Origin of the sequence: Photobacterium sp. DA100, assembly GCF_029223585.1 — a bacterium.
In the GTDB taxonomy this organism is placed as follows: domain Bacteria; phylum Pseudomonadota; class Gammaproteobacteria; order Enterobacterales; family Vibrionaceae; genus Photobacterium.
Map to the genome: position 1 here is coordinate 474,676 of NZ_CP119423.1, position 24,652 is coordinate 499,327.

The 24,652-nt window shown below is 55.3% G+C and carries 29 protein-coding genes and 1 other RNA gene; 21 read left to right on the top strand and 9 right to left on the bottom strand.

Going from position 1 to position 24,652, the window contains the following annotated elements; translation table 11 throughout:
• Positions 1–10: 10 nt before the first annotated feature.
• The 4 genes from rpiA to zapA all read right to left on the bottom strand — a co-directional run bounded on the left by rpiA (position 11) and on the right by zapA (position 2,081).
• On the bottom strand, positions 11–670 hold the full coding sequence (rpiA, locus tag PTW35_RS02410) for a ribose-5-phosphate isomerase RpiA (RefSeq protein ID WP_281026401.1): 660 nt from the start codon (positions 668–670) through the stop codon (positions 11–13).
• Positions 671–903: 233 nt separating this feature from the next.
• Entirely contained in the window at positions 904–1,506 is a 603-nt protein-coding gene (locus tag PTW35_RS02415) for a 5-formyltetrahydrofolate cyclo-ligase (RefSeq protein ID WP_281026402.1), read from the bottom strand.
• An 83-nt stretch (positions 1,507–1,589) separates the two neighbouring features.
• Positions 1,590–1,771: non-coding RNA, 6S RNA (gene ssrS, locus PTW35_RS02420), on the bottom strand.
• Positions 1,772–1,778: 7 nt separating this feature from the next.
• Positions 1,779–2,081, bottom strand: coding sequence for a cell division protein ZapA (gene zapA, locus PTW35_RS02425; protein WP_281026403.1), 303 nt, complete (start codon positions 2,079–2,081; stop codon positions 1,779–1,781).
• A 262-nt stretch (positions 2,082–2,343) separates the two neighbouring features.
• Between zapA and PTW35_RS02430 the strand changes: the two genes are divergently transcribed.
• From PTW35_RS02430 to gcvH, 4 genes are all read left to right on the top strand, one after another.
• Positions 2,344–2,970 (top strand): UPF0149 family protein, encoded by a 627-nt coding sequence (locus PTW35_RS02430; RefSeq protein WP_281026404.1) that lies wholly within the window; start codon positions 2,344–2,346, stop codon positions 2,968–2,970.
• A 26-nt stretch (positions 2,971–2,996) separates the two neighbouring features.
• The gene (gene ubiH / locus PTW35_RS02435) at positions 2,997–4,184 is read left to right on the top strand and encodes a 2-octaprenyl-6-methoxyphenyl hydroxylase (protein ID WP_281026405.1); all 1,188 of its coding nucleotides are present in this window, start codon (positions 2,997–2,999) and stop codon (positions 4,182–4,184) included.
• A gap of 2 nt (positions 4,185–4,186) precedes the next feature.
• The gene (locus PTW35_RS02440; protein ID WP_281026406.1) at positions 4,187–5,395 is read left to right on the top strand and encodes an FAD-dependent 2-octaprenylphenol hydroxylase; all 1,209 of its coding nucleotides are present in this window, start codon (positions 4,187–4,189) and stop codon (positions 5,393–5,395) included.
• Positions 5,396–5,756: 361 nt separating this feature from the next.
• Entirely contained in the window at positions 5,757–6,143 is a 387-nt protein-coding gene (gene gcvH / locus PTW35_RS02445) for a glycine cleavage system protein GcvH (RefSeq protein ID WP_348637731.1), read from the top strand.
• Positions 6,144–6,204: 61 nt separating this feature from the next.
• On the opposite strand, the gene PTW35_RS02450 is transcribed toward gcvH, so the two are convergent.
• Complete coding sequence (locus PTW35_RS02450; protein ID WP_044622503.1) at positions 6,205–6,405, bottom strand: DUF1107 domain-containing protein; 201 nt, start codon at positions 6,403–6,405, stop codon at positions 6,205–6,207.
• A gap of 461 nt (positions 6,406–6,866) precedes the next feature.
• Here PTW35_RS02450 and PTW35_RS02455 point away from each other — a divergent pair, with 461 nt between their 5' ends.
• Genes PTW35_RS02455 through nqrM form a run of 3 tightly spaced genes read left to right on the top strand, consistent with a single transcriptional unit; the run spans position 6,867 to position 7,842 of the window.
• Positions 6,867–7,178 carry a DUF134 domain-containing protein gene (locus PTW35_RS02455; protein ID WP_281026408.1) on the top strand — a complete coding sequence of 104 codons (312 nt, stop codon included), beginning with the start codon at positions 6,867–6,869 and terminating at the stop codon, positions 7,176–7,178.
• Positions 7,172–7,648, top strand: a complete 477-nt coding sequence (locus PTW35_RS02460) for a NifB/NifX family molybdenum-iron cluster-binding protein (protein ID WP_281026409.1) — start codon at positions 7,172–7,174, stop codon at positions 7,646–7,648. The genes PTW35_RS02455 and PTW35_RS02460 overlap by 7 nt, the downstream gene beginning before the upstream one ends.
• Positions 7,645–7,842: a (Na+)-NQR maturation NqrM gene (gene nqrM / locus PTW35_RS02465; RefSeq protein WP_281026410.1), complete on the top strand. Its 198-nt coding sequence runs from the start codon at positions 7,645–7,647 to the stop codon at positions 7,840–7,842. The genes PTW35_RS02460 and nqrM overlap by 4 nt, the downstream gene beginning before the upstream one ends.
• Positions 7,843–7,894: 52 nt before the next feature.
• Here the strand turns inward: nqrM and PTW35_RS02470 are convergent, their stop codons facing one another.
• Genes PTW35_RS02470 through ygfZ form a run of 3 tightly spaced genes read right to left on the bottom strand, consistent with a single transcriptional unit; the run spans position 7,895 to position 10,290 of the window.
• Entirely contained in the window at positions 7,895–8,833 is a 939-nt protein-coding gene (locus PTW35_RS02470) for a LysR family transcriptional regulator (protein WP_281026411.1), read from the bottom strand.
• Between the two features lie 11 nt (positions 8,834–8,844).
• Positions 8,845–9,306 (bottom strand): YbaK/EbsC family protein, encoded by a 462-nt coding sequence (locus tag PTW35_RS02475; RefSeq protein ID WP_039465275.1) that lies wholly within the window; start codon positions 9,304–9,306, stop codon positions 8,845–8,847.
• 3 nt (positions 9,307–9,309) lie between these two features.
• On the bottom strand, positions 9,310–10,290 hold the full coding sequence (gene ygfZ, locus PTW35_RS02480) for a tRNA-modifying protein YgfZ (RefSeq protein ID WP_281026412.1): 981 nt from the start codon (positions 10,288–10,290) through the stop codon (positions 9,310–9,312).
• 304 nt (positions 10,291–10,594) lie between these two features.
• Between ygfZ and PTW35_RS02485 the strand changes: the two genes are divergently transcribed.
• The 3 genes from PTW35_RS02485 to PTW35_RS02495 all read left to right on the top strand — a co-directional run bounded on the left by PTW35_RS02485 (position 10,595) and on the right by PTW35_RS02495 (position 13,270).
• Entirely contained in the window at positions 10,595–10,855 is a 261-nt protein-coding gene (locus PTW35_RS02485; protein ID WP_039465267.1) for a succinate dehydrogenase assembly factor 2, read from the top strand.
• Positions 10,856–10,883: 28 nt separating this feature from the next.
• Entirely contained in the window at positions 10,884–11,252 is a 369-nt protein-coding gene (locus tag PTW35_RS02490) for a protein YgfX (protein WP_348637732.1), read from the top strand.
• Between the two features lie 188 nt (positions 11,253–11,440).
• On the top strand, positions 11,441–13,270 hold the full coding sequence (locus PTW35_RS02495; protein ID WP_281026414.1) for a methyl-accepting chemotaxis protein: 1,830 nt from the start codon (positions 11,441–11,443) through the stop codon (positions 13,268–13,270).
• An 81-nt stretch (positions 13,271–13,351) separates the two neighbouring features.
• Here PTW35_RS02495 and nadB read toward each other — a convergent pair whose 3' ends face one another.
• The gene (nadB, locus tag PTW35_RS02500) at positions 13,352–14,968 is read right to left on the bottom strand and encodes an L-aspartate oxidase (RefSeq protein WP_281026415.1); all 1,617 of its coding nucleotides are present in this window, start codon (positions 14,966–14,968) and stop codon (positions 13,352–13,354) included.
• 400 nt (positions 14,969–15,368) lie between these two features.
• On the opposite strand from nadB, the gene rpoE reads away from it, so the two are divergent.
• The 11 genes from rpoE to acpS all read left to right on the top strand — a co-directional run bounded on the left by rpoE (position 15,369) and on the right by acpS (position 24,483).
• Positions 15,369–15,947 (top strand): RNA polymerase sigma factor RpoE, encoded by a 579-nt coding sequence (gene rpoE / locus PTW35_RS02505; RefSeq protein WP_281026416.1) that lies wholly within the window; start codon positions 15,369–15,371, stop codon positions 15,945–15,947.
• Between the two features lie 23 nt (positions 15,948–15,970).
• Positions 15,971–16,636: an RseA family anti-sigma factor gene (locus tag PTW35_RS02510; RefSeq protein WP_039465259.1), complete on the top strand. Its 666-nt coding sequence runs from the start codon at positions 15,971–15,973 to the stop codon at positions 16,634–16,636.
• A gap of 14 nt (positions 16,637–16,650) precedes the next feature.
• On the top strand, positions 16,651–17,625 hold the full coding sequence (rseB, locus tag PTW35_RS02515; RefSeq protein WP_281026417.1) for a sigma-E factor regulatory protein RseB: 975 nt from the start codon (positions 16,651–16,653) through the stop codon (positions 17,623–17,625).
• Positions 17,622–18,119: a SoxR reducing system RseC family protein gene (locus PTW35_RS02520; protein ID WP_281026418.1), complete on the top strand. Its 498-nt coding sequence runs from the start codon at positions 17,622–17,624 to the stop codon at positions 18,117–18,119. The genes rseB and PTW35_RS02520 overlap by 4 nt, the downstream gene beginning before the upstream one ends.
• 79 nt (positions 18,120–18,198) lie before the next feature.
• Positions 18,199–19,995, top strand: coding sequence for a translation elongation factor 4 (gene lepA / locus PTW35_RS02525; RefSeq protein WP_281026419.1), 1,797 nt, complete (start codon positions 18,199–18,201; stop codon positions 19,993–19,995).
• A 174-nt stretch (positions 19,996–20,169) separates the two neighbouring features.
• Positions 20,170–21,069: a signal peptidase I gene (gene lepB / locus PTW35_RS02530; RefSeq protein ID WP_281026420.1), complete on the top strand. Its 900-nt coding sequence runs from the start codon at positions 20,170–20,172 to the stop codon at positions 21,067–21,069.
• Positions 21,070–21,079: 10 nt separating this feature from the next.
• Positions 21,080–21,754, top strand: a complete 675-nt coding sequence (gene rnc / locus PTW35_RS02535) for a ribonuclease III (RefSeq protein ID WP_039465247.1) — start codon at positions 21,080–21,082, stop codon at positions 21,752–21,754.
• Positions 21,751–22,656 carry a GTPase Era gene (gene era, locus PTW35_RS02540; protein WP_281026421.1) on the top strand — a complete coding sequence of 302 codons (906 nt, stop codon included), beginning with the start codon at positions 21,751–21,753 and terminating at the stop codon, positions 22,654–22,656. Before rnc ends, era begins: the two co-directional genes overlap by 4 nt.
• A gap of 8 nt (positions 22,657–22,664) precedes the next feature.
• Positions 22,665–23,375 (top strand): DNA repair protein RecO, encoded by a 711-nt coding sequence (gene recO / locus PTW35_RS02545; RefSeq protein ID WP_044622514.1) that lies wholly within the window; start codon positions 22,665–22,667, stop codon positions 23,373–23,375.
• Positions 23,372–24,103, top strand: coding sequence for a pyridoxine 5'-phosphate synthase (gene pdxJ, locus PTW35_RS02550; RefSeq protein ID WP_044622515.1), 732 nt, complete (start codon positions 23,372–23,374; stop codon positions 24,101–24,103). The genes recO and pdxJ overlap by 4 nt, the downstream gene beginning before the upstream one ends.
• A complete protein-coding gene (acpS, locus tag PTW35_RS02555; protein WP_281026422.1) occupies positions 24,103–24,483 on the top strand; it encodes a holo-ACP synthase in 381 nt (126 codons plus the stop codon). Before pdxJ ends, acpS begins: the two co-directional genes overlap by 1 nt.
• Positions 24,484–24,652: the final 169 nt, after the last annotated feature.

Here is a 24,652-nt window from a genome sequence, read left to right on the forward strand (position 1 = left end):
GGCGGGGCGATTACTTTTCGAATTTTTTCACGCCGTCAGGGCTGCCTACCAGCAGTACGTCTGCGCCGCGGTGGGCAAACAGGCCAACCGTTACCACGCCTGGTAGGGCGTTGATCTTATCTTCCATCGCTTTCGGATCAGTGATTGCCATGTTGTGGACATCCAGGATCATATTGCCGTTGTCCGTGATGCAGCCCTCGCGGTACTCAGGATCGCCACCGAGCTTAACCAGCTCACGGCCGATGAAAGAGCGTGCCATCGGGATCACTTCAACCGGTAGTGGGAATTTACCCAGCACATCGACCTGTTTGGTGTCATCGACGATACAGATAAACTGCTTGGCAATCGCGGCAACGATTTTCTCACGGGTCAGGGCTGCGCCGCCGCCTTTGATCATGTCGAAGTCGCCGTTGATTTCGTCGGCGCCATCAACGTAAACGTCCAGGCTAGAGACTTCGTTGGCATCAAATACAGGGATACCGATCTGCTCAAGGCGCTCTGTTGAGGCGACAGAGCTTGATACTGCACCTTTGATTTCTTCTTTGCGGGTAGCCAAAGCATCGATGAAGTGATTAACCGTCGAGCCAGTACCGACACCGACAATGCTGCCTTTCTTTACGTATTCCAGAGCAGCCCAGCCAGCAGCTTTCTTCATTTCATCTTGTGTCATGCTTATCTCCTAGTGATGACAAACGTTGCGCGGAGCGCCGATTATAGCCAAATCACGGTCTGACGTCAGTCCCTATCTGGCCTGATAACTGCAACCTTAGTGGAGGGAAAAAGACAAATCTATTAATAACATAGGGTTAAGTGCGGCTGTGTGGCACAGAAAAAACAAACGTTTGCGCCAGGGGCCGGGTTTTCTGGTGCCATACCGGTCTGCCCATAGCTATTTGCTTGCGGTTACCAGCGGAAATGGTAAGACGGAGTAATGATTTCAGGCAGGGGGACATCCCAGGCTTCAAACGGCAGGTTGTCGACTTGCTGGCAGTCGTGGGCCAGGCCTATCGGACGGGGGCCGCGCTGCTCGCTATGCCACAGACTCAAGGTTCGGTCGTAATATCCGCCGCCCATGCCAAGCCGCTGGCCGGTATTGTCAAATGCTACCAAGGGGGTACAGATGATATCCAGCTCCTGGACCGGTTTCACCAGGCGGATATCCAAGTCGGGCTCTTGGATGCCGTACCGGTTGCGGGTCATCCGTGTCGTCGGTGTATAGTGGAGAAACAGCAGGTGCCCTTTGCTGAACGGATGGAGTACCGGGAGGTAGACCTCTTTTCCTTGCCGCCACAGCCATTCGATCACAGCGGTGGTATCTAACTCGCCGTCATTGGCGAGGTATAGCGCAATATGCTGGGCACCGAGTAAATGGGTGGCCTGCTTGCAGTGCTCAAGCAAATCGCGCGCGGCTGCTGTCTGCTGAGCAGGTGTTAGCTGGCGTCTGCGTGCTCGGGTTTGCTGGCGGAGGTGTTGCCGTGTGGCTGATGCAGGTACCTCAGATCTCATAGGTCGTCCAGTGACTAAAGGTTCTGTGGGAAGCTGGGGATGAAAGTGAGCGATACGGTCTGCTCTGTTTTCATCTGGAAAGGTATGCCCCAAGGTGCCGTTGCGAATTGTGGCCCTTGAACCAGATGTTCAAGGTGGATCAGCAACATTAACCGTAGGCTTCTCGGTACGTGCCGAGCATGCTCAATAGCTAATTAAAGCTGATCCTGGGTTTTTGCTTATCGGCTCGGGGACGTTAATCCGCTGACGCACACCCCAGGGTCAATTCATTATCAACGCTTTGGCTGATATTGCAATGCCTTCTCCAATAAATCTTCCATCTCATTGATTCTATTGGATAATATTTCAGCATTGCGTTGTTGTTCTTGGCGCTCGCTATGCAGCTCGTTACAGATATTCAAACCGGTAAACATCAGCAGCTGTTCGGCGTTGGTGATTTTGGTGCGCTCGGAAAGATCTTTCAAGCGTTGGTCAAAATCGGCGGCTGCTGCACGCAGGGCGTCTTCCTGGCCTGCTGGGCAATTCACCTTGAAGGTGCGGCCATATACCTGAATTTCTACTGCCTGGTTACTCATAAATGTTTAATCTGCTCCGTGCCAGATCGTCCAATTTGGCATTCCGCTGCGAGATGCGCTAGAAGGCCAATATAGAAAAAGCCCTATCAACATGCAAGTGACCCCGTCATGCTTTAGAACGAATTGTGTCTAATTAATCAGATATTAACCAGATTGAGGTAAACATCGCCCTAAGACCGGAAATGCCGAGTGACTGCACTTTTGGATAAGTGGTAGCATACCACAAGACGATTTACACCCATGACAATAAGGTGAACCGCCCATGAGCGACGTAAAACTACCTAGCTATGAAACCCTGGAGCCAATGCTGAAAGAGCAAGGCCTGGCCGTTACCCCGTCAGAGCTGCATGGCCTGCTCTGCGGCATGATCTGCGGCGGGATGGCTGTTGACGGAGAGCAGTGGCTGGCACCGGTTTGCGATTATGCCAACCAGGGCGAAGCATTGACCGATGGTGCCAAGACGGTAGTTCGCTCGGTATTTTCTGCTGCGGCGAGTGAGCTCGGTGGTTTGACCCAAACCCTGTTCACCTCTACGGCTGCCGAGTTGGCTGAGATGGAGTTTGCGGTCGAGCTGCTGCTTCCTGCTGAAGGCAGTGAGCTGATGCTGCGTGCCGAGGCACTCAGCGAGTGGGTGACAAACTTTATTTCTGGTCTTGGTCTAATGGGCATGGACAAAAAGCAGCTGTCCGACGATGTCACGGAAGCGGTCGCCGCGCTGGAGGAAATTGCCCAGCTTGGCATCGATGAAGACGAGGATATGCAAGAACAGGCCATGCTGTTCGATAACGTTGTGGCGTATGTACCGGAATGCGTACTTACGTGCTTGGTAGGCCTGAGCCAGCGCGGCGAGGCCGAAGACGAAACAGCAGCCAAACCTACTCTCCACTAGAAGCAGGACTTTCTTAAGGGACGGATGTGAAGCAGTACGATGTCGTGATAGCCGGCGGGGCAATGGCCGGCGCAACCTTGGCAATTGCATTGGATAAACTCGGTGGCGGCAGGCTGCGGATTGCCGTCGTGGAAGCGGTGGAGCCGAAGCTGGATCGGCATCCTGGCTATGATGCGCGCAGTATCGCCCTGTCTCTGGGCTCGGCGCAGTTGCTTGACACCATTGGCTGCTGGCAGGCGCTAGCGGGTGTTGCAACGGCGATCTCCCAAATCCATGTTTCCGATCGCGGCCATGCCGGGATCGTCCACCTTGATGCCCGCGAGCAGGCGGTGGAGGCGTTGGGCTACGTGGTTGAACTGGCCGATGCCGGCCGGATCTTCCATCACAAGCTCGCCAAGCTGGATCAGGTCGATCTGTTCTGTCCGGCCCGGATCGCCGAGATCGAGCGCCACCAGCAAGGGATCGACCTGGTATTGGACAATGGCGAGCAGCTGCACAGTCGCTTGCTGGTGGCTGCTGATGGTGCCCAGTCGTCAGTATGTGACATGCTTGGGCTGGGCCGCAGCGAGCATGATTTCGCGCAGGTGGCGGTGATCGCCAATGTGACCACCGAGGAAGCCCATCAGGGGCGGGCGTTTGAACGCTTTACCCCGCAGGGGCCGGTGGCGCTGCTGCCGATGTCGGAAGGGCGCAGTTCCTTGGTATGGTGTATCCGTCCAGGTGATCAGGCCGAAGTGATGGGGTGGAATGACGAGACGTTTCTTGCCAAACTGCAGCAGGCATTCGGCTGGCGTCTTGGCCGCTTGAGCCAGACTGGCGTGCGTCATGCCTATCCGCTATCGCTGCGCCAATCCCAGCGCCTGACCTCGCACCGGGTTGCCGTGGTAGGCAATGCGGCGCAGACGCTGCATCCTATTGCCGGGCAGGGATTCAACCTTGGCCTGCGTGACGTGATGAGCCTGGCCGAGGAAGTTTGCCGTGAATGGGACCAAACCGGTGATGCCGGCCATATCCGGGTACTGAGCCGCTACCGCCAGCGTCGGGAGCCGGACCGTGAGGCAACAGTGGGCATGACGGCGGGCTTGGTTGGGGTGTTTGCCAATGACAGCATGCCTTTCGTGGCTGGCCGCAACCTTGGCCTGATGGCGATGGAATGTGTAGATGTATTGAAAGCCCCGCTGGTTCGGCGGGCAATGGGACAGGTAGATAGATAACCATGATGCAAAGTGTTGATGTCGCCATTATTGGCGGCGGTATGGTGGGACTGACCCTAGCGGCAGCCCTGGCCGATACGGAACTGCGGGTCGCCGTGATTGAAGGAAAGCTACCTGAGACGGCGCTCGAGCCTCTACCGGATGTTCGGGTGTCGGCGCTGAGCCGAGCCAGTGAGCGCATCCTGCGTCGGGTTGATGCCTGGGAAGGAATCGCGGCAAGGCGGATGGCACCCTACAGCAAGATGCAGGTATGGGAGCAGGACAGCTTTGCCAGTATCGCATTCGATGCCGCCCGGCTGGCACAGCCGGACTTGGGGCATATCGTCGAAAACCGGGTGATCCAGCTGTCATTGTTGGATCGTGTCAAGCAGTTGCCGAACGTGACCCTGCTGGCGCCGGAGCGCTGCCAGAGCATCGCCTTTGGCGAGAGTGAAGCGTGGCTTAGCTTGGCATCTGGCCGCAACCTCACGGCCAAGCTGGTGGTGGGGGCCGATGGCGCCAACTCCTGGGTGCGTCAGCAGCTGGCTATCCCTTTGACCCATTGGGATTACGGCCACAGTGCTGTCGTGGCCAACATCCGCTGCAGCGAGCCGCACCAGGACACGGCACGGCAGATCTTCCGTCCGGAAGGGCCGCTGGCCTTCCTGCCGCTGGCCGAGCCGGATCTGTGCTCGATTGTCTGGTCGCTGCCGCCCGAAGAGGCGAGCCGCTTGTGCGAAATGCCGGAGCAGGAATTCAACAAGCGCTTGACCGCAGCATTCGACAACCGTTTGGGGCTGTGCAAGGTCGAGGGCGAACGCCAGGCTTTCCCGCTCAAGATGCGTTATGCCCGTGACTTTGTCCGTGAGCGTGTGGCATTGGTCGGTGATGCCGCCCATACCATCCATCCGTTGGCGGGGCAGGGGGTCAACCTAGGCCTGTTGGATGCTGCCAGCTTGGCCCAGGAGCTCAAGCAGTTGTGGCTGGCAGAGAAAGATATCGGCCGTCAGAGCCACCTGCGCCAATACGAGCGCTGGCGCAAAGCGGAAGCGGCAAAAATGATCGCGGCGATGCAAGGCTTCCGGGATCTGTTCGACGGCAGTCATCCGGCCAAGAAGCTGGTGCGTGATCTGGGCATGCTGTTTGCCGACAAGGCTCCGGGCCTGAAAGACGAATTTATGCGCCGGGCGCTCGGGCTAAGCGGCGAGTTGCCAGAGCTGGCCCGGCACTGAAGCAGATGCCCGCAGGCCTGACGATATACCGCGCGTTCAAAACCGCCGAGCTGGCGGTTTTTTTGTGCCTGCTGTCAGTATGGGTGAAACCCATAACATCTTGACCGGTAAGGGACGAAACAGGGAGGGCCGGGATGATTGATGGAAATGACAAAAAATTGTTATCCAATTTGGTGATTTTCTCCTACATTAAATATCAGGAAAAATACAGAGCTGGCAGTAACCGGCCCAGGCGTTAGTTTTCAGCTTGTTAGCCCTGATAAATACTGGCTTATGCTCGTCCCTGCGATAACTGATACTGCTGGCCCGCATGAGAGTGGCGATAGGCAGGCTTTCATAAGGAAGTTTCACTATGAGCTATATTCCCTCTGAGTTGAAGTTTACCAATACCCATGAATGGGTCCGCCATGAAGGTGACGGGATATTTACGGTGGGTATTACCGATCATGCCCAGTCGCTGCTGGGTGACATGGTGTTTGTCGATCTGCCGGAAATTGACGCAGCGACGGAAGCGGGGGAGGACTGTGCGGTGGCGGAGTCGGTCAAGGCTGCCTCGGATATCTACGCGCCGTTATCTGGGTTTGTGATTGCTATCAATGAAGATTTGGAAAACTCGCCCGAACTGGTCAACAGTGATCCCTATGGTGACGGTTGGTTGTTTCAGCTCAAAGTTGAAGATGACGGGGAGTTTGCCGACTTGCTCGATGCCGACAGCTATTCGGACTTGGTTGATGAAGACAGTGACTAGCCATTGATGGCTGGCCGGATAAAAGAAAAGCCCATCATGGGCTTTTCTTTTTTCTGCGATATCAGCAGTCCTTGAGGCGACGAATTTCTTGGTTGATTTCGTTTACCGTTTGGTAATGGCGCTGTTGTGCCTTCACTGGCACCAGTAGCAGACCATTGTTAAATTCATAGCCGCCCCGACCGTCAATGTAGATCCTTCCACTGAATAAACGACTTACGTGCTTTGCGATCATCTTCGGCACGTAGCGTTTGAACATCCGCATAGTTAGCCAACCTTTCCTTTTGTTTTTGACGGCCAGAATTATAAAACAACGCGCATGATGCTTTTGTGATGCCTTCAGCATAATAGGGATGTTAAATAACCTTGGGTTTACTTTTTCTTTTTTCTATAGCGGTGTGGGCAGATTTTTATTCTGCTGGTGTATGTTATGGGTTAACGTATTGAGAGCGAATATTATTCACGTTTTCTTGCATGGTTTTCAATTAATCAAATACTTTTAGAGACTTATGATTATTGAGCGGCTTGATGGACAAAAAAACAGCAAATTTGTCGGCGGGGAATGGGGACTCAAACATGACAATATTAGGTAGCACGCCGTGCTACATAGATGAAAATGCTGATTGCCATAACTGGACCGATCTGTAAGAAAGCTGCTTTGGATCAAAGATTATTATTGGCATATGCCAATAATAACGGTTTTAGCCATTACCTTCGTAGCCAGCCATGCCTAGACCGAAAATCCAGCGGCGGATCCGGTGCCGCCCCGCTTATAGTTGCTTCAAGCCCAACGGGGTACCGATGTCCGAGCTTGACTCCCTGCCATTGGCAGCCGATGAACTGGAGGCCCTGAGACTGGTTGATCTCAACGGGCTCAGCCAGCAGGACGCAGCACAGGAGCTGGGGGTGTCTCGCCAGACGCTGGGCAATATCGTTGCCGCGGCCAGGCACAAAGTGGCGAGCGCATTGGTAAAAGGTATGGCGCTGGAGCTGGACAGTGCCGCCACGCCAAACAATGAAAAGGAGCCATCATGTTAGTAGCTATCGCCGTCACCCCCAACCATGAGGTGGCCGGGCACTTCGGGAAAGCCGCCGGCTTTGTTGTTTACGATGAGCAAGGAAGACTGGTTGCCGAGCTGATTAACCATGGGCGCAAAGAGGTTGGGTGCAAACACAAAAAGCAGCTTCAGGCCCAATTGGCAGCGCACGATGTAAAGACACTCGTGCTCGGCAATGTCGGCCAGCGCTCGTTGGCTCGCTTGCTGCGCGCCGGCTTTGCGGTGTTCCGAGTACCAAACAGAGCGTCGGTGCAAGATGTCCTGGGCGGTAAGGTTGTGCGGGAGCCATTGCTGGCAGCCGAGCAGGGCCGCCCGTGCAAGCGCGAGAAAGGCGATTGCGGCTGTGGGTGCGGCAGCAAGAAAGCGGCGAAACCCGCTAAAATTGGTATGACGGTAAGCGGTAATGTCAATGTCACTGGACTGACCAAGATCGGAGGCTTCAAGCTATGACCTACTTGTTCACAGTACTGGTTTTTCTGTTGGTAATTGCTGCGATGGCCATCGGCTGGGTGTTCCGCAAAAAAGCCATCCAGGGGAGCTGCGGCGGGCTCGCCAATGTCGGGGTAGATAAGGAGTGTGGCTGCAAGGAGCCATGCGACGAGCACAAGCTCTACCAGATCAGCGAGCCGGAAGCGAAACAGTAACGGGTGACTGAATGAAAAAGCGCAGCTTGCCAGCTGCGCTTTTTTGTCGGCGTTAACTGATCTGCTGTAGCTCTTCAACCCGCAGGGTAACCGCATCGGCGACGCACTGGCGCAACCATTGCAAGCGCGGGTGGTTGGTATTGCGGCGCAGCCAAAGCATGTTGATATCAAAGTCGGGAATGTCGACCGGCGGCCGGCATTGGCTCAGGTTATCGTGGAACACATCGAGCCGGGCCATCAGGGTCGAGACCACGCATAGCAAGTTTCTTCCGCTCAGTAGGTGGCGGATAGTTAGGAAACTGCTGGAGCCTACGGCAATTTGGCGCTGGAAGCCCTGTTGCTGCAGCTGGTTGTCGACGTTGGTCAGTAATTTGCCATCGGGGGAAACCAGTGCCTGCGGTGTCTGGATATAGCGGGCCAGATCTATCGGCGAGGACAGGCCGGTGGCCTTGGCGTCGAACAGGCAAACATGATCTTCGGTATACAGGTATTGGCTGTCGAACTCATGGGGCAGGTTGGTCATCGAGCCGATGATCAGATCGATTTTCTGGCTCTCGGTAGCCTGCTGGTAGTTGTTGCGGTCAACGTTGCAGAAGCTGAGCTGGCTGTGCGGGGCTGCTTCGCGGATGGCATCAAACAGCGCCGGGGCGAACAGCAGCTCAGCATAGTCGGTCAGGCCGATCCGGAAAGTGCCCTGATATTCCTTGGCGGAGAACTTGTCTGGCTGGAGGATCTCGCTGGTGATCAGCTGGAGGATATGCTCCACAACCGGGATGAGTTCCACCGCTTTCTCGGTGGCGATCATCTGGTGGCCGCGGCGCTCGAACAAGGGATCGTCGAGCAGGGCTCGCAACCGCGATAAGTTGTGGCTCATGGCCGATTGGCCAATTGACAATTTTGCGGCGGCTTTGGTGACACTGCGGGTCTCCATCAGGGCCGAGAAGGCGACCAGCAGGTTGAGGTCAATGCCTCGCCAGTTGATATTGTTCATGCAACTCCAGTTTAGCGGCAGATATCGGCAAACAGCGGATCACAGAGCACCAGCAGATCATCGGTGGCCAGCTCGACGCCGGCCATCCGGTCACCGCTGCTGATATTGACCAAAGTGTGGGCGGTGATCTGATGATCGAAAATGACCGGCAGCGGGCGCTTGAGCCCGATGGGGGCCACCGTGCCGATGACCAGCCCGGTGACTTTTTCGACATCGCTGGCATCGGCGCAGGTCATCCGCCGGCAGCCGAACATCGCACGGACTTTTTTCGGGTCAACCTGGGCCGGGCCGGGTACACACGCCAGGACGTGGAATCCTGCCATATCCCGCAGCAAAATGGATTTGACCATCTGCCGGGGATCAACACCGCGCTCGCGGGCGGCTTCCTCAATCGTCTTGGCCGGCTGGCTGTGGTGGAGAAGGCGGTATTCCACGCCTTCCTTGTCCAGGTAATGAGTAACCGGGGTATTCATCGCTTAGCCGTTGTCATCCAGCGAATAAGGCAGGGCTTGCAGGTGCCATACGTCCTCGCCCTCGGCCAAGCGGAAAGTCGTGCCCTCGTCCAGATCGTTGGGTAGCACGACCAATGCCGTGGCCTGGCCATCGGTAAATTGATAGCCGGCCACAATCGTGCCGCCTTTGCGCCAGTTCTCGCCGACGCTGCGCTCCAGGCTGTCACCGGCCTGCGGACCGTGTTCTGCCGGACCGCTGACAATGTACATTGCCCGCTTGTTGATCCCGCGGTACTTGGCGCGGGCCACGGTTTCCTGACCGGTGTAGCAGCCTTTGGTGAAGCTGATCCCGCCGAGGGCCTGCAGGTTTACTGCCTGCGGGATGAACTCAAGCTCGGTGGCGGCATCAACCCGAGGGAACGCGGCGCGGATATCGTACAGATCCCACAGGCTGTCGTCGCTCAGTACGGCAGTGGCTGCCAGCTTGTTGGCAATATCGCCAGCGGCATCGGCATGTAACGCCAGCAGCCAACGCTGGCTGTCGATTTTAACTGCAGTACCGCCATTGACGGCACGGACATCGCCCTCACCTCCGAATAGTTGTGCGATCTGAGCATCGGCTTCGCTGCCGGCAATACCCAGCAGAACATCACTGCTCGCTTCGATATCGACCTTGGAGAAAATGGCGTATTTTTTCAGCTCAGGGAGCTGGGTGGCCATTACGCTGCGGCGCTGCAAGAAGCCATAGCCGTCATTGTGGTGGAACAGGCGGAACACCGTCCGTAGCTTGCCTTTGGCATCGCAATGGCCGGCCAAAGTGCTTTGGTCGGCGGCAAGTCCCACCACATCACAGGTTACCTGGCCGTGCAGGTAAGATTTTTTGTCATCACCGATCAGGGTTACCAGTGCCCAGTTAGAGAGATCAATGAGAGCGAGGGAAGGCAGGGAATCGCCCGAGGAGAGGGGGATTCGATCAAAATTGAGGTTTTCAGACCAGTTGCTCATAGGACTTCCAGTTGAGAGACGTTGATAGATGATGTGCGATTAATAGCGTCTATGTTAAAGCGCTCGCTGGAATTTGTCAGCATAATACCCAAGGAAGCGGGTCAGATATTGCCGGCGGTACTGGCTGGCGAGAGCACGCAGTGCAAAATCGATCCTAGCTCTCAACTTGGGGTAATGTTTGTGCTACCTCATGGTCGCTGGCTTAACGGGCTGCTAGTATGGTGGACATTGTTAACGTCCGGGGCTATTGCGATCGACTCGCGCCCTTCGAAGGCCGCCCCGGGATCAGTAATGAGGTTGTAAAATGTTGAGTGCAGACGATAAAGCACGGGTTAAGTGGGCGTGCCGCCGCGGTATGCTGGAGTTGGATGTGATTATCATGCCGTTTTTCGAGGAGTGCTTCGATACCCTATCCGAGCAAGAGCAGCTGGATTTTGTCTCTCTCCTGAAGTGTGATGATCCTGATTTGTTTACCTGGATGATGCAGCACGGCCGCAGTGAAAACCCGGCCCATGCCGCAATGGTCGATAAGATTGTCGCCCACAACAACAGCAAGCTTCGCTGATCTCACCCTCACTCCTTCCTACCGTTTAATGGGCGCGCTGGCATTGCTGTATGCCGGTGCGCTTGTTCTGTTGCTTCTCTGCGTATTTCGCCAGACGCTTCCTCTGCCGGCTTTTTTTGCGGTTGCTTGGTGGCTGCTCTGTGAAGGTGAGAGGCGCTTGCTCGATCTTGGCGCACTGGCTGGCAGGCTTCAGATCTCCCGCGAGGGAAATATTCGCTGGCAAGGCCAGTCATGGCAACTGCACTCTTCACGTGTGCGTTCCGGCCTCATCCTCCTTTGGCGACTCGAAGGAGAGACAGAGCGGGTCTGGTTACCGATCAGCCCCGATGCCTGCTCAAGCACGGCCTACCGCAGCCTGGCGCTGTATTCCCATCATTACCACGCGATATCCGGTTAGACACCGCCAGCCATAAATTTTTTTTGGTGAGTTAAAACTGGCCATCTTCATGAACTCTAAATGATTTTTTTGTGAGGTAGGTCGCTTGAAAATGAAACCTTCATTTTTTGTTTCAAGTGATTTTCTGCAGTGCCGATTAATATAGGTTGCTGCAGTCAGGCAGTGTAGAGCGACAAACAGGAAGGGTAATGAAAATCAAACATAAGTTGCTGGGGCTGACGCTAATCTCAGTCGTGGCATTGGGCGCGGTGCTGGCTATCGGTTTAACGGCTGGCCAGCGGGTTGTCAGTATCAACCAGGCGATGACAACCGTCAGTGATATGGAAGTTGCATTGCTGAACTTGCGCCGCAATGAGAAAGACTTCCTGATGCGGATGGACATGAAGTATCAGGCTACCTTTGAAGGCAATTTCAATCGCTTCAAAGCGTTAGAGTCTCAGCTATCAGAGCAGGCGCAAAGTTTGTCACTGTCTCTTCCTGAGTTAGGCCAGCTCGGGCGTGTCATGGCCAATTACCGCCAGGGGATGCTGGCTCTGATGGCTGGCTATCAACAGCTTGGCCTCACGCCTGATGAAGGTATGCTGCGTGAGTATTTTGCTGCAGCGGATAACGTGGTGAATGTTGCTGATCAGCAACTGGAAGATGTCAGCCCGCTGTTTGCCTTGGTGATGGCGAGCAAAATCATGGTACTCGAAGGTACCCAGGACAGTGTCTCCGATTTTGTTGCTAAAAAGCAGGCCTATGACGAGCCGTTCTCTGTGTTGTTGGGGGCTGATTATCAGCGCTACCAGCACGCCACCGAGCAGGTCCGCCAGCAATTGATCCAGATTGGCCTGAGCCATAACCAAGGGTTACGTGGCGATATCCGGGAACAAGCGCACCAAGTCGAGGCAATGTTTGAGCATGTCAAGCAACAGCTAGGCAAGACCGTCGCTGATGCCCAGCAGCAGCTATCATCAATGTTGCTGGTTGCCGTTGTGCTGGTGGTTGTCGCGCTGCTTTGCCTGTCATGGTGGATAAGCCAGTCGATCAACCGCCGCTTGGCCGGGATGAGCCAGCTGATGGCAGAAATTGCGGGCAGCCACGACCTGACCCGAACGGCTGATCAGGAGGGAAGCGATGAGCTTGCCGATATGGCGGCGAATTTTAATTACTTGCTCGGTAGCTTGCGCCAGCTTGTCGGTGATGTGAAGGTGGCCGTGTCTGAATTGGGCTGCGCTTCGCTCCAGCTCCAGCAGCGCAGTAACGAAGCGGAACAAGCCCTGCGCCAGCAGCAGGGGGAAACCGAATCGGTAGCGGCGGCGGTGACCGAGATGGGGATGACGATCCGGGAAATCGCCAGCAACACTGAAACGGCGGCAGGCAATGCCGAGCGCAGTTACCGGGGCGCGACCGACGGCCTGCAGGAGGTGGCTGACACCAAACGCAAGATCGGTGAGCTCTCCGAGGATTTGGCCGGTACCAGCGAGCAGGTTTCTAACCTGTCCAGTCTGTCGGATAATATTGGCTCGGTACTGGATGTGATCAAAGATATTGCCGAGCAGACCAACCTGTTGGCACTCAATGCCGCTATCGAGGCCGCCCGCGCCGGAGAGCAGGGGCGCGGTTTTGCCGTGGTTGCTGATGAGGTGCGGACCCTGGCGCTGCGTACCCGCCAGTCGACAGAGGAGATCACCACGATTATTGGCTCCCTGCAGGCGCAAACCGGGCAGGTGGTTGAGCATATTAGCCACTGCCGCGAGCTGGGTGGGCAGAGTGTCGTGCAAGCTGAAAGCGCGGAGCAGAAAATCGACCTCATCATGACGGATATGCAGCAGATCATGGATACCAGCCACCAGATTGCCGCTGCCGTCGAGCAGCAAAGCCTGGTATCGGAAGAGGTCGGGCAGAATGTCTCGGCTATCAGTGAGCTGACGTCGGTCAACTCCGCGGTGGCACACGACAATGTCCAGGCTGCCCAGGCTGTTGCGCAGCAAGCCAGCGGGCTGGAACAAGCCATTGCCGGTTTCCGGGTGTAGAGGCGGCTGACTGGCGGGGACGAGTGCACTGTAATGAAAACGAGCGCCGTGTGGCGCTCGTTTTTTATATTGGCCGCTTGATTATTGTTGCTCCGGGACCAGCACGGTAGGCTTGGCCTCACCCGATGTCTCCGGGTAGTCGAGGGTATAGTGCAGACCGAGGCTCTCCTTGCGCTCGAGGGCACAGCGTACCATCAGTTCGGCAACCTGGAGCAGGTTGCGCAGCTCCAGCAGGTTGTTGGAAACCTTGAAGTTGCTGTAATACTCATCAGTCTCGTCTTTGAGCAGCTGGATCCGGCGCATGGCGCGCTCAAGGCGCTTGGTGGTACGGACGATTCCCATGTAGTCCCACATGAACAGGCGCAGTTCGTGCCAGTTGTGTTGGATCACGACCTCTTCATCTGAGCAACTGACCTGGCTCTCGTCCCAGCAAGGCAGTGAGGGTGGTAGTTCAACACTCTCGAGTTTCGCGGCAATACTCTCTGCAGCGGACCAGGCGTAGACCACGCATTCCAGCAAGGAGTTGGATGCCATGCGGTTGGCACCGTGCAGGCCGGTATAGCTGACCTCGCCGATGGCATAGAGGCCATCGAGATCGGTCTGGCCCTGCTTGTCGACCACCACCCCGCCGCAGGTGTAGTGGGCGGCCGGCACTATCGGGATCGGCTCTTTGGTAATGTCGATGCCGAAGGTGAGCAACTTCTCGTAAATTGTAGGGAAATGCTTGATGACAAACTCGGCCGGCTTGTGGCTGATATCGATATACATGCAGTCGGCCCCGAGGCGCTTCATCTCGAAATCGATGGCGCGGGCGACGACATCTCGCGGTGCCAGCTCGCCACGCTCATCGAAATCTTTCATAAACCGTGAACCGTCCGGGCGGCGCAGGTAGGCACCTTCCCCGCGCAGGGCTTCGGTCAGCAGGAAGTTGCGGGCATCGGGGTGGAACAGGCAGGTGGGGTGGAACTGGTTGAATTCGAGGTTGGCCACGCGGCAGCCAGCACGCCATGCCATGGCGATACCATCACCGGAGGAGACATCCGGGTTGGAGGTATACTGGTACACCTTCGAGGCACCACCGGTCGCCAGCACCACGAACTTGGCCCTGACGGTCTCTACCGCCTCGAGGTTGCGGTTCCAGACATAGGCGCCCAGCACCCGGTTAGGTTGTTCGGTCTGGCCCAGCTTGTGGGTGGTGATCAGATCCAGCGCATTATGACGCTCAAGGACCTCAATGTTCGGGTGGTTGTGAACATTGTCCTGCAACGAGTTCTGTACCGCCATCCCGGTGGCATCGGCGGCATGGAGGATACGGCGATGGCTGTGGCCGCCCTCGCGGGTCAGGTGATAGCGCGGGGCATCGTCGCTGTCGCTGTCTTCGCGGTCGAACGGCACCCCACCGTCGATCAGCCATTGGACACAGTGCTTGGCATTCTCGGCTATGAAGCGCACCACGTCTTCATCACACAGATGAGCACCGGCAATCTGGGTGTCTTCGACATGGGAGTCGATGCTGTCTGACTCGTCGAACACGGCGGCGATCCCGCCCTGGGCATAGAAGGTTGCCCCTTCGCTACGCGGTCCCTTGCTCAGGACGATCACTTTGCCCATGGGTGCCAGTCGAAGGGCCAATGATAGTCCTGCCGCACCACTACCAACTACAAGCACATCGCATTGATGTTCACGGTTTTCGTTCATAATGATTTCATATCCCTGTGGTAATCCCGCTATCTTACCAAATTCCATTCATTTTGTTCATTTTTGACGGATGGTTCACAAAACACCCGCCATAAGCGATATAATGCACAAATTGGCGTGACCAAAGCGTACATCAAGCAGTCATACTGCTTTAATACAATGAAAAAATCGCGCACTATTAATGGAAAATTACTTTTTCATCGGGAACTTTGCCAGTATCTCTAGGTCTTAAATAGTGCTCACGCTCATATATTTTTATCATATTGTTTTGATTGAGCATGCCCGTTATTGCAAGACGGGTTTGGCACAAGGTGTACCAGCAAAAAGAGTTGGTTTTTTGGTTTCAAGCCGGAACAACTGATAAAAATGCGGTGAATTTGATATAGGAGTACACGCTCGAATGAGCGAGCAGCAAACTGATCAGGTATTAATTGAGCGGGTACAGCGTGGTGACAAGCAGGCATTCAACTTACTGGTAGTGAAGTACCAGAATAAAGTCTGCAACTTGGTTGCCAGATACGTCAGCAACTCCGGTGATGTGCCGGATGTCGCTCAGGAAGCGTTTATTAAGGCGTACCGGGCTTTGCCCACCTTCCGGGGGGAGAGTGCGTTTTATACATGGCTGTACCGTATTGCTGTCAACACAGCAAAAAATTACTTAGTGGCTCAGGGGCGTCGTCCACCCGCGTCAGATGTGGATGCGGAGGAAGCGGAATATTATGAAAGTGGCAATGCACTGAAAGAAATTTCGAACCCTGAGAACCAAATGTTGTCTGATGAATTAAGGCGGGTAGTTTTCAGTACTATTGAAGGATTGCCGGATGATCTCAAAACCGCGATTACCTTGCGCGAGCTGGAAGGCTTAAGCTATGAGGAAATTGCAGAGGTCATGGGGTGTCCGGTCGGTACAGTTCGCTCCCGGATATTTCGTGCGCGAGAGGCGGTTGAAAAGCGTATTCGACCTCTTACACAGCGATAGTGTTGGGCCAAACGGTGAAAAAGATGGCTGATAAAGAAAAAATCTCGTCATTGCTTGATGGCGAAGAACTAGATCAGAGCATTATCAATGCATTGGCTGTCGATGAGGACAGTCAGCAGACCTGGCAGAACTTCAACCTCATTGGTGATGTGATGCGCGGGGAAGCACCGCAAAACAAGGAATGGGACATTGCGGCTAAGGTAGCACTGGCGCTGGAGGATGAACCTGCCCATACAGGAACAGGTCAGTTACAGGCAGAGCCTGCCTCTGTAGTTTCGATTGCGACGGCGCGTGAGGCGCGGATTGAGGAAGCTCAGCCGACCCCTCAGCAGGCCAAGCGCAGAATGCCGGCTTGGTTAACCCAATTCGGACAGGTGGCAGTTGCCGCGAGTGTTTCTCTGGCAGTTATTGTTGGTGTCCAACAATACAATGGCGGTGAAGAGTCACTGACCACGTCGGCCGGGGATGCACAACTACCCGTTTTAGAGACTATTCCGTTTGCGGGAACAGCTGAGCCTGTTAGTTTGACACGTGATTCCGTTCGTTCGAGCCGCCATGCTGGGCCGAGCGAAGAGCAGGTGATGGAACAACGTCGCCGCATCAATGCCATGCTGCAGGATTATGAATTACAGCTTCGTCTCAACGCGGAAGACGGTTCTATTGACCGTACCATGCTCGAAGTGAATTAATCGATGGCGGATAAATGAAGAGACTCCTGGTCGGTGTATTGACACTGGTCAGCCTCGCGATGCCGTGCCAAGCCTCTGCTGAAGAACCGGTTTCTTCTGCCGAGGCTTTGTTGCATCAAATGGACGAGGCTAGCCGTAAGCTCAGCTATGAGCTGTCGTATATCTTAATCAAGAAAAACAGTATTGAACCCCTGCGTTATCGCCATGCTCTGGAAGATGGCGAGACCTACGCTCATCTGGTTTATCTCAGCGGTCCGCCGCGCGAGGTGATCCAGCGCGGGCAGGAGGTCAGCTATTTCGAGCCGGGGTTGGATCCGTTCACCATCGACAGTAACAAGATGGTGGCGCCACTGCCGCCAATTATGAAAACCGACATCGATGAACTGGCCGGCTATTATGACTTCATCTCAATGGGTCGGGCCCGGGAAGCCGGGGTGGCCTGCGATGTGGTCCGGATCGCGCCCAAGGACGGTGCCCGTTATTCCTACTTGCTGTGGATTGATACCCGCAGCAAGCTGGTGATGCGGGCCGACTTGCTCGACCGTGACGGTGAGCCGCTGGAGCAATACCGCGCGGTGTCGTATGTCATCAACTCGAAAGTGGCCGATGTGCTGAAAAGCCTGAAAAGTGTCGAGCTGCCGGCCGTGGTGCAATTGCCTCCCCAGCCGCAGGCGGATCTTGACTGGCAGGTGAATTGGTTGCCTCAGGGGTTTGAGTCGATTTCACGCAACCGCCACCGGTTGATGATGACCGAGCGTCCGGTTGAGAGCAAGATGTACAGCGACGGCCTGTTTAGTTTCTCGATTTACATTTCCGCGGCCGATAACTTCACCGTTAGGGAGCAGCTGGTGCGCCAAGGTCGCCGTACCCTGCACAGCTACCTGCTCAACGGCAAGGAAGTCACGGTTGTTGGTGATATTCCCCCGGCGACAGCCCGGCGGGTTGCCGAATCGGTGGTGTTCGGTAACCGTGGGAGCCACACTCCATGATGCGCTCGCTTGCCGAAGTGATTGCTGCCAAGCCTGGCGAGATCACCGTCAGCTGCCAGCAGCAAACCAGCTGCGGCAGCTGTGCCTCACGAGATAGCTGCGGTACCGGCATTGTCAGCAAGGCATTGCCGGGACGCCAGCACCAGCTCACCATTGCTACCGACAAGCCGGTCAGGGTCGGCGATGTGGTCGAGATTGGCCTGTCCGAACGCAGTATGCTTCATTCAGCGGCCCTTGTTTATGTACTGCCTTTGCTATGCTTAGTGCTAGGTGCGGCGCTGGGCCAATGGTGGTTTGTGGTATTGGCGGGCGGCGGAGAGCTGGGCGTGATCCTGACTGCGCTCGGGTGCGCAGCCTTTGGGTTATGGCTGGCAAGGCGCCTGGCGGTGCGGGTTGAAGGGGATTTGGCCTATAAACCCCACCTAATACGGGTACTGGGAAGTCCGGTTTCTGCAGGGTTAGCGATAAATGGCGCATCGAAAGATAGCGACTAGCGGCGAAATTCGGTAGAATCCGTCAACTTGATCTGTAGATCCCATTCATTTATTAATCACGAGTTAGTCACGCCAATTCATGAAGCACATTCGTAACTTTTCGATTATTGCACATATCGACCATGGTAAGTCGACCCTATCCGACCGTCTGATTCAAGTATGTGGCGGCCTTTCCGATCGTGAAATGGCTGCTCAGGTTCTTGATTCCATGGATCTTGAACGCGAACGCGGTATTACCATCAAGGCTCAGAGCGTGACGCTCGACTATACAGCCAAAGATGGTGAAACCTACCAGCTGAACTTTATCGACACCCCGGGACACGTGGACTTCTCGTACGAAGTATCTCGTTCTCTGGCAGCCTGTGAAGGGGCCTTGCTGGTGGTTGATGCCGGCCAGGGGGTAGAAGCCCAGACATTGGCAAACTGCTACACCGCCATTGAGATGGATCTGGAAGTCGTGCCAATCTTGAACAAGATTGACCTGCCAGCTGCCGATCCTGAGCGCGTAGCGGAAGAAATTGAAGAAATCGTTGGTATCGATGCCCTGGAAGCGACGCGCTGTTCAGCGAAGACTGGCCTGGGTGTTGAAGATGTTCTGGAGAACATCGTATCGGCGATCCCTGCGCCGGAGGGCAATCCTGAAGGGCCGCTTCAGGCTCTGATCATCGACTCCTGGTTCGATAACTACCTGGGTGTTGTTTCTCTGGTTCGTATCAAGAACGGCCAGCTGAAGAAGAATGACAAGATCAAGGTAATGAGTACCGGCCAGGTTTGGGGTGTTGACCGTATCGGTATCTTCACGCCGAAACAGGTTGATACTGATATCCTGCGCACTGGCGAAGTAGGCTGGGTGGTATGTGGTATCAAGGACATCCTTGGTGCACCAGTAGGTGATACCCTGACCCACGCCAAGCATGGCTGTGAAGCGCCGCTACCAGGTTTCCAGAAAGTGAAGCCTCAGGTCTATGCGGGTCTGTTCCCAGTTTCTTCTGATGATTACGAGAACTTCCGTGATGCACTGGGCAAGCTGAGCCTCAACGATGCGTCCTTGTTCTACGAGCCAGAGAGCTCGGCGGCACTGGGCTTCGGTTTCCGCTGTGGCTTCCTGGGCATGCTGCACATGGAAATTATCCAGGAGCGCCTGGAGCGTGAATACGATCTGGATCTGATCACCACGGCACCAACGGTAGTGTACGAGGTGAAGAAGACCGATGGGACGATGATTTACGTTGATAGCCCGTCCAAGCTACCGGCTGTGAACGATATCGACGTGATCGGCGAGCCTATCGCCCGCTGTAATATCCTGGTTCCGAGTGAGTACCTGGGCAACGTGATCACCCTGTGTGTTGAGAAGCGTGGTGTGCAGGTAGACATGGTTTACCACGGCAACCAGGTTGCCCTGACATACGATATTCCGATGTCAGAAGTGGTACTGGACTTCTTCGACCGTCTGAAGTCGACGTCTCGCGGCTATGCGTCACTGGATTACAATTTCCAGCGCTACGAAGAATCGGACATGGTTCGTGTGGATATCCTGCTGAACGGTGATCGCGTTGACGCCCTGGCGATTATCACGCACAAGGATAACGCCCATTACCGCGGTCGTGACTTGGTTGAGAAGATGAAGGAATTTATTCCTCGCCAGATGTTTGATATCGCGATTCAGGCGGCGATCGGTAACCACATCATCGCCCGTTCGACGGTGAAGCAGCTGCGCAAGAACGTTATCGCCAAGTGTTACGGCGGTGACGTAAGCCGTAAGAAGAAGCTCCTGCAGAAGCAGAAGGAAGGTAAGAAGCGAATGAAGCAGATCGGTAACGTCGAACTGCCACAGGAAGCTTTCCTTGCTATCTTGCATGTGGGTAAAGACAAGTAACTATAACTCATTGTTATCACTGGACGCTTTTGTGTTCGCCTTGCTACCATTAGCGAAGGCATTGATAACAAAGACAATGCAGCAGGCTAGGCTTGCTGCATTGTTATATCGAGTGGGCGACAACGGCAAAGGCCGCTGCGGCTTGCTCGGTAGTTGATATAAGTAGGGAAGATAATGGCAAATACTTTTTCGCTTATCCTGGTGCTAGCAACACTGGTGACCGGGATCATTTGGGCTCTGGATAAATTTATCTGGGCGCCAAAACGTCAATTGAAAATTGAAGCGGCGGCAGCCAATGCCGGCGATCAGGTGGATGCCAAAACCCTACAGACCGTGGCACCGCAACCGAGCTGGGTAGAATCTGCCAGCTCGATGTTTCCGGTGATCGCGCTCATTATGGTATTTCGCTCATTTATTTATGAGCCGTTCCAGATCCCATCCGGATCGATGATGCCGACCTTGCTGGTTGGCGATTTTATTCTGGTTGAGAAGTTTGCCTACGGTCTGAAAGACCCGGTTTTCCGTCATCAAATGATTGAAACCGGTGAGCCGGAGCGTGGTGACATTGTGGTATTCAAATACCCGCCTCAGCCGAACATCGATTACATCAAGCGCGTCGTTGGCTTGCCGGGCGACACCGTTCGTTACAATGCCAACAAACAACTTTGTGTGGCGACGAAAGGTTCAGGCGAGTGTAAGCCGGTACCGTTGACAGAGATGACCGACAGCGAATTTAGCCAGGGCATGACCCGCATGGTGCAGTTCAACGAGCAGTTGGGCGAGCATGAGCACCAGATTCTGGTTAATCCACTCAAGCGTGACCGTACGCTGGCCTATCAGCCACGTCCGGGGATCAGCGAATGGGTGGTGCCGGAAGGCCAGTACTTCGTGATGGGTGACAATCGCGACAACAGTGCAGACAGCCGTTACTGGGGCTTTGTGCCAGAAGCTAACCTAGTGGGCAAAGCGGTCGGGATCTGGATCAGCTTTGAGTTTGAACGAGGTGCTGACAGTGCACTTCCATCTTGGATTCCTACCGGTGTGCGCTTTAGCCGCATCGGTGGCATAAACTGATCGGGAAAAAATGACCACTCCTGCAAATAGACTCCAGCGCAAGCTGGGCTACCAATTTAACAATCTTGATTTGCTGACCCTGGCACTGACACACCGCAGTGCCAACGGGACACACAACGAACGCCTGGAATTTCTGGGCGACTCGATCCTCAGCTTCGTGATCGCCGACGATCTCTACCATCGCTTCCCGGCGGTGGATGAGGGCGACATGAGCCGCATGCGTGCCACACTGGTACGGGGCAAGACGCTGGCCGAGTTGGGCCGCGAGTTCGACCTGGGCGATCACTTGCTGCTGGGGCCGGGCGAACTGAAAAGCGGTGGCTTCCGCCGTGATTCGATTCTGGCCGACTGTGTTGAGGCAATCATCGGCGCTATTTATCTAGATAGTGACATTGAAAATGTACGCGGCATCGTGCTGCGCTGGTATCAATCTCGCCTTGAAACCATCAAGCCGGGCATCAACCAGAAAGATCCGAAAACCCGTCTGCAGGAATGCCTGCAGGGGCGCCGCCAGCCATTGCCAGCCTATACGGTGACCAAGGTACATGGTGAGGCCCATAACCAAGAGTTTACGGTGCAGTGTGAAGTGGCAGGTTTGGAGAAACCTGTTATCGGTAAAGGCGGCAGTCGGCGCAAGGCAGAGCAGGCAGCGGCAGAAATTGCGCTTAAGCAGTTGGAATCATGACAGACAAGCAACATTGTGGCTTTATTGCCATCGTCGGTCGCCCGAACGTGGGCAAATCGACGCTCCTGAACCGTCTGGTCGGCCAGAAGCTATCTATTACTTCGCGTAAGCCTCAGACCACGCGCCACCGTATTATGGGTGTCGATACTCGCGATGGCTATCAGGCGGTTTACGTAGATACCCCTGGCCTGCACATTGAAGAGAAACGAACCATCAACCGCTTGATGAACCGGGCGGCCAGTAGCTCGCTGACCGATGTCGAGCTGGTGCTGTTCTTGGTCGACGGTACCATGTGGACCAAAGACGACGAGATGGTACTTAACAAGTTGGCTAAGTCCCAGCTGCCAACCGTTTTGCTGGTCAACAAGGTTGACAACGTCAAAGACAAGCACGAGTTGTTCCCGCACTTGCAGGAGCTTTCGAGCAAGATGGAATTTGTCGATGTGGTGCCGGTATCAGCCAAACACGGCACCAACATTGATGCGGTCGAGAAGATCGTGCGAGAGCACCTGCCTGAGGGCGAGTACTACTTCCCGGAGGAGTATGTGACCGATCGCTCGCAGCGCTTCATGGCGTCTGAGATCATCCGTGAGAAACTGATGCGCTTTACCGGCGATGAGCTGCCATATTCGGTGACGGTCGAAATCGAGCGTTTCGACTACAACCCGGATACCGACGGCTTTGACATCAATGGCCTGATCCTGGTTGAGCGCAAGGGCCAGAAAAAGATGGTGATCGGCAAAGGTGGTGACAAGATCAAGACCATCGGCCGTGAAGCCCGTATCGACATGGAAGATCTGTTCGAGCGCAAGGTTTACCTTGAGCTGTGGGTGAAAGTGAAATCCGGTTGGGCGGATGACGAACGTGCCCTGCGCAGCCTGGGCTATATTGACGATCTATAAGGTAGCGAATGGAAGGGCTTCAGCGTTGTTTTGTCCTTCATACTCGTCCTTATAGCGAGACGAGCCTGATCCTCGACGTCTTCAGCGAGGACTCGGGCCGTCTTACCCTCCTGTCGAAGGGGGCGCGACGCAAGCGCTCCAACCTCAAAGGGGCGCTTCAGCCTTTTACCCCGCTCTTCATGAAATGGTCCGGCAAGGGCTCCATGCCCGTACTCACCCATGCTGAGCCAATCAGCATCGGCTTGCCGATGCGCAGTTATATCCTCTATTCGGCTATGTACGTCAACGAGTTGCTAGCCCGGGTGCTGGAAACTGATACCCCTTACCCCGTGCTGTTTCTGGATTACCTGAATGTGCTGCGTGAGCTGGCACAGGCGGAGAATCCAGAGCCTGCACTGCGCCGTTTTGAACTGGCTTTGCTCGATCATCTCGGCTATGGTGTGGACTTCCTCCATTGTGCGGGCAGTGGCCTGCCGGTGGATGACACCATGACTTATAACTACCGGGAACAACGGGGATTTATCGCCTCGTTGACAGTCGGCCAGCTGACTTTCACCGGTGAACAACTAAAGGCGATTGCCGCTAGGCGGTTCGAGAACCCGGATCAGCTCCGGGCAGCCAAGCGCTTTACCCGTATCGCGCTTAAGCCCTACCTGGGCGGCAAGCCATTAAAAAGCAGGGAATTGTTTATCCCTAGAGGAAGGAGTACCGGAAAATGAACAACATCTTACTCGGCGTGAATATCGACCATATTGCGACTCTGCGTAATGCCCGTGGCACCCGTTATCCGGATCCGGTGCATGCGGCCGAGGTAGCTGAGCGTGCCGGAGCAGACGGTATTACCATCCACCTGCGCGAAGACCGTCGTCATATCACCGATCGTGATGTCCGCATCCTGCGCGAGACCATCCAGACCCGAATGAACCTAGAGATGGCTGTGACCGATGAGATGGTCCAGATCGCGTTGGACACCAAGCCGGAGTTTGTTTGTCTGGTACCGGAGAAGCGTGAAGAGCTGACCACTGAGGGCGGCTTGGATGTGGCAGGCCAGCTGGAGAAAATCAAAGCAGCAACCGCCACCTTGACAGAAGCGGGTATCAAAGTTTCCTTGTTCATCGATGCCGACCGTGCTCAGATTGATGCCGCGGTAGCCTGTGGCGCACCTTACATCGAGCTGCATACCGGCCATTACGCCGATGCCGAGACGGAAGAAGAGCAGCAGGCTGAGCTGAAGAAAATCGCTGCTGCGGCGAGCTATGCTGACGATCAGGGTATCAAGGTTAACGCTGGCCACGGCCTGACCTACCATAACGTGAAGCCGATTGCGGCACTGCCTGAGCTGTACGAGCTCAATATCGGCCACTCTATCATCGGCCGCGCGGTGTTTGATGGTTTGGAGAAGGCTGTTGCTGACATGCGGGCTGAAATGTTGAGCGCCCGCCGCTAATGGCCATTGTTGGCTTAGGGACGGACATTGCCGATATCGAGCGGGTGGAGAAAGCTTTCGCCCGTAGCGGTGATGCCTTTGCCCAGCGCCTGCTGGCCCCGAGTGAATACGAGATATACCAGTCGCTCAAGCAGCAGGGGCGCTATCTGGCCAAGCGTTTTGCGGTCAAGGAAGCTGCCTCGAAAGCGCTGGGTACCGGTATTGCCTGTGGGGTGACCTTCCACGACTTTACCGTGTCCAACGATGAGCGCGGCAAGCCCTTGCTGGCGTTATCGGGCAAGGCGGCTGAACTCGCTGCGGCGATGGGGGTCAACCATGTCCACCTGACCATTGCCGACGAGAAGAAGTACGCGGTGGCGACGGTGGTGCTGGAATCTTAAATCGGCGCTGGGAAGAGCGGATCCTAGGCCCTGGGGCAGAGCAAAGAGCTAAAAAAAGCGAGTCGATTGACTCGCTTTTTTGTATGGCGCTTGGTCATATCACTGCAGGACCCAGGACCCAGGACCCAGGACCCAGGACCCAGGACCCAGGACCCAGGACCCAGGACCC

Coding starts and splice junctions, on each gene's coding strand:
- lepA (WP_281026419.1), top strand. CDS start 18,199: ATGAAGCACATTCGTAACTTTTCGATTATTGCACATATCGACCATGGT.
- PTW35_RS02485 (WP_039465267.1), top strand. CDS start 10,595: ATGTTGAGTGCAGACGATAAAGCACGGGTTAAGTGGGCGTGCCGCCGC.
- zapA (WP_281026403.1), bottom strand. CDS start 2,081: ATGAGTAACCAGGCAGTAGAAATTCAGGTATATGGCCGCACCTTCAAG.
- pdxJ (WP_044622515.1), top strand. CDS start 23,372: ATGAACAACATCTTACTCGGCGTGAATATCGACCATATTGCGACTCTG.
- PTW35_RS02510 (WP_039465259.1), top strand. CDS start 15,971: ATGGCTGATAAAGAAAAAATCTCGTCATTGCTTGATGGCGAAGAACTA.
- PTW35_RS02520 (WP_281026418.1), top strand. CDS start 17,622: ATGATGCGCTCGCTTGCCGAAGTGATTGCTGCCAAGCCTGGCGAGATC.
- nadB (WP_281026415.1), bottom strand. CDS start 14,968: ATGAACGAAAACCGTGAACATCAATGCGATGTGCTTGTAGTTGGTAGT.
- PTW35_RS02415 (WP_281026402.1), bottom strand. CDS start 1,506: ATGAGATCTGAGGTACCTGCATCAGCCACACGGCAACACCTCCGCCAG.
- PTW35_RS02490 (WP_348637732.1), top strand. CDS start 10,884: ATGGGCGCGCTGGCATTGCTGTATGCCGGTGCGCTTGTTCTGTTGCTT.
- rseB (WP_281026417.1), top strand. CDS start 16,651: ATGAAGAGACTCCTGGTCGGTGTATTGACACTGGTCAGCCTCGCGATG.
- rpoE (WP_281026416.1), top strand. CDS start 15,369: ATGAGCGAGCAGCAAACTGATCAGGTATTAATTGAGCGGGTACAGCGT.
- PTW35_RS02440 (WP_281026406.1), top strand. CDS start 4,187: ATGATGCAAAGTGTTGATGTCGCCATTATTGGCGGCGGTATGGTGGGA.
- PTW35_RS02495 (WP_281026414.1), top strand. CDS start 11,441: ATGAAAATCAAACATAAGTTGCTGGGGCTGACGCTAATCTCAGTCGTG.
- PTW35_RS02455 (WP_281026408.1), top strand. CDS start 6,867: ATGCCTAGACCGAAAATCCAGCGGCGGATCCGGTGCCGCCCCGCTTAT.
- PTW35_RS02475 (WP_039465275.1), bottom strand. CDS start 9,306: ATGAATACCCCGGTTACTCATTACCTGGACAAGGAAGGCGTGGAATAC.
- lepB (WP_281026420.1), top strand. CDS start 20,170: ATGGCAAATACTTTTTCGCTTATCCTGGTGCTAGCAACACTGGTGACC.
- era (WP_281026421.1), top strand. CDS start 21,751: ATGACAGACAAGCAACATTGTGGCTTTATTGCCATCGTCGGTCGCCCG.
- PTW35_RS02460 (WP_281026409.1), top strand. CDS start 7,172: ATGTTAGTAGCTATCGCCGTCACCCCCAACCATGAGGTGGCCGGGCAC.
- PTW35_RS02430 (WP_281026404.1), top strand. CDS start 2,344: ATGAGCGACGTAAAACTACCTAGCTATGAAACCCTGGAGCCAATGCTG.
- recO (WP_044622514.1), top strand. CDS start 22,665: ATGGAAGGGCTTCAGCGTTGTTTTGTCCTTCATACTCGTCCTTATAGC.
- nqrM (WP_281026410.1), top strand. CDS start 7,645: ATGACCTACTTGTTCACAGTACTGGTTTTTCTGTTGGTAATTGCTGCG.
- rpiA (WP_281026401.1), bottom strand. CDS start 670: ATGACACAAGATGAAATGAAGAAAGCTGCTGGCTGGGCTGCTCTGGAA.
- ygfZ (WP_281026412.1), bottom strand. CDS start 10,290: ATGAGCAACTGGTCTGAAAACCTCAATTTTGATCGAATCCCCCTCTCC.
- acpS (WP_281026422.1), top strand. CDS start 24,103: ATGGCCATTGTTGGCTTAGGGACGGACATTGCCGATATCGAGCGGGTG.
- PTW35_RS02470 (WP_281026411.1), bottom strand. CDS start 8,833: ATGAACAATATCAACTGGCGAGGCATTGACCTCAACCTGCTGGTCGCC.
- PTW35_RS02450 (WP_044622503.1), bottom strand. CDS start 6,405: ATGCGGATGTTCAAACGCTACGTGCCGAAGATGATCGCAAAGCACGTA.
- rnc (WP_039465247.1), top strand. CDS start 21,080: ATGACCACTCCTGCAAATAGACTCCAGCGCAAGCTGGGCTACCAATTT.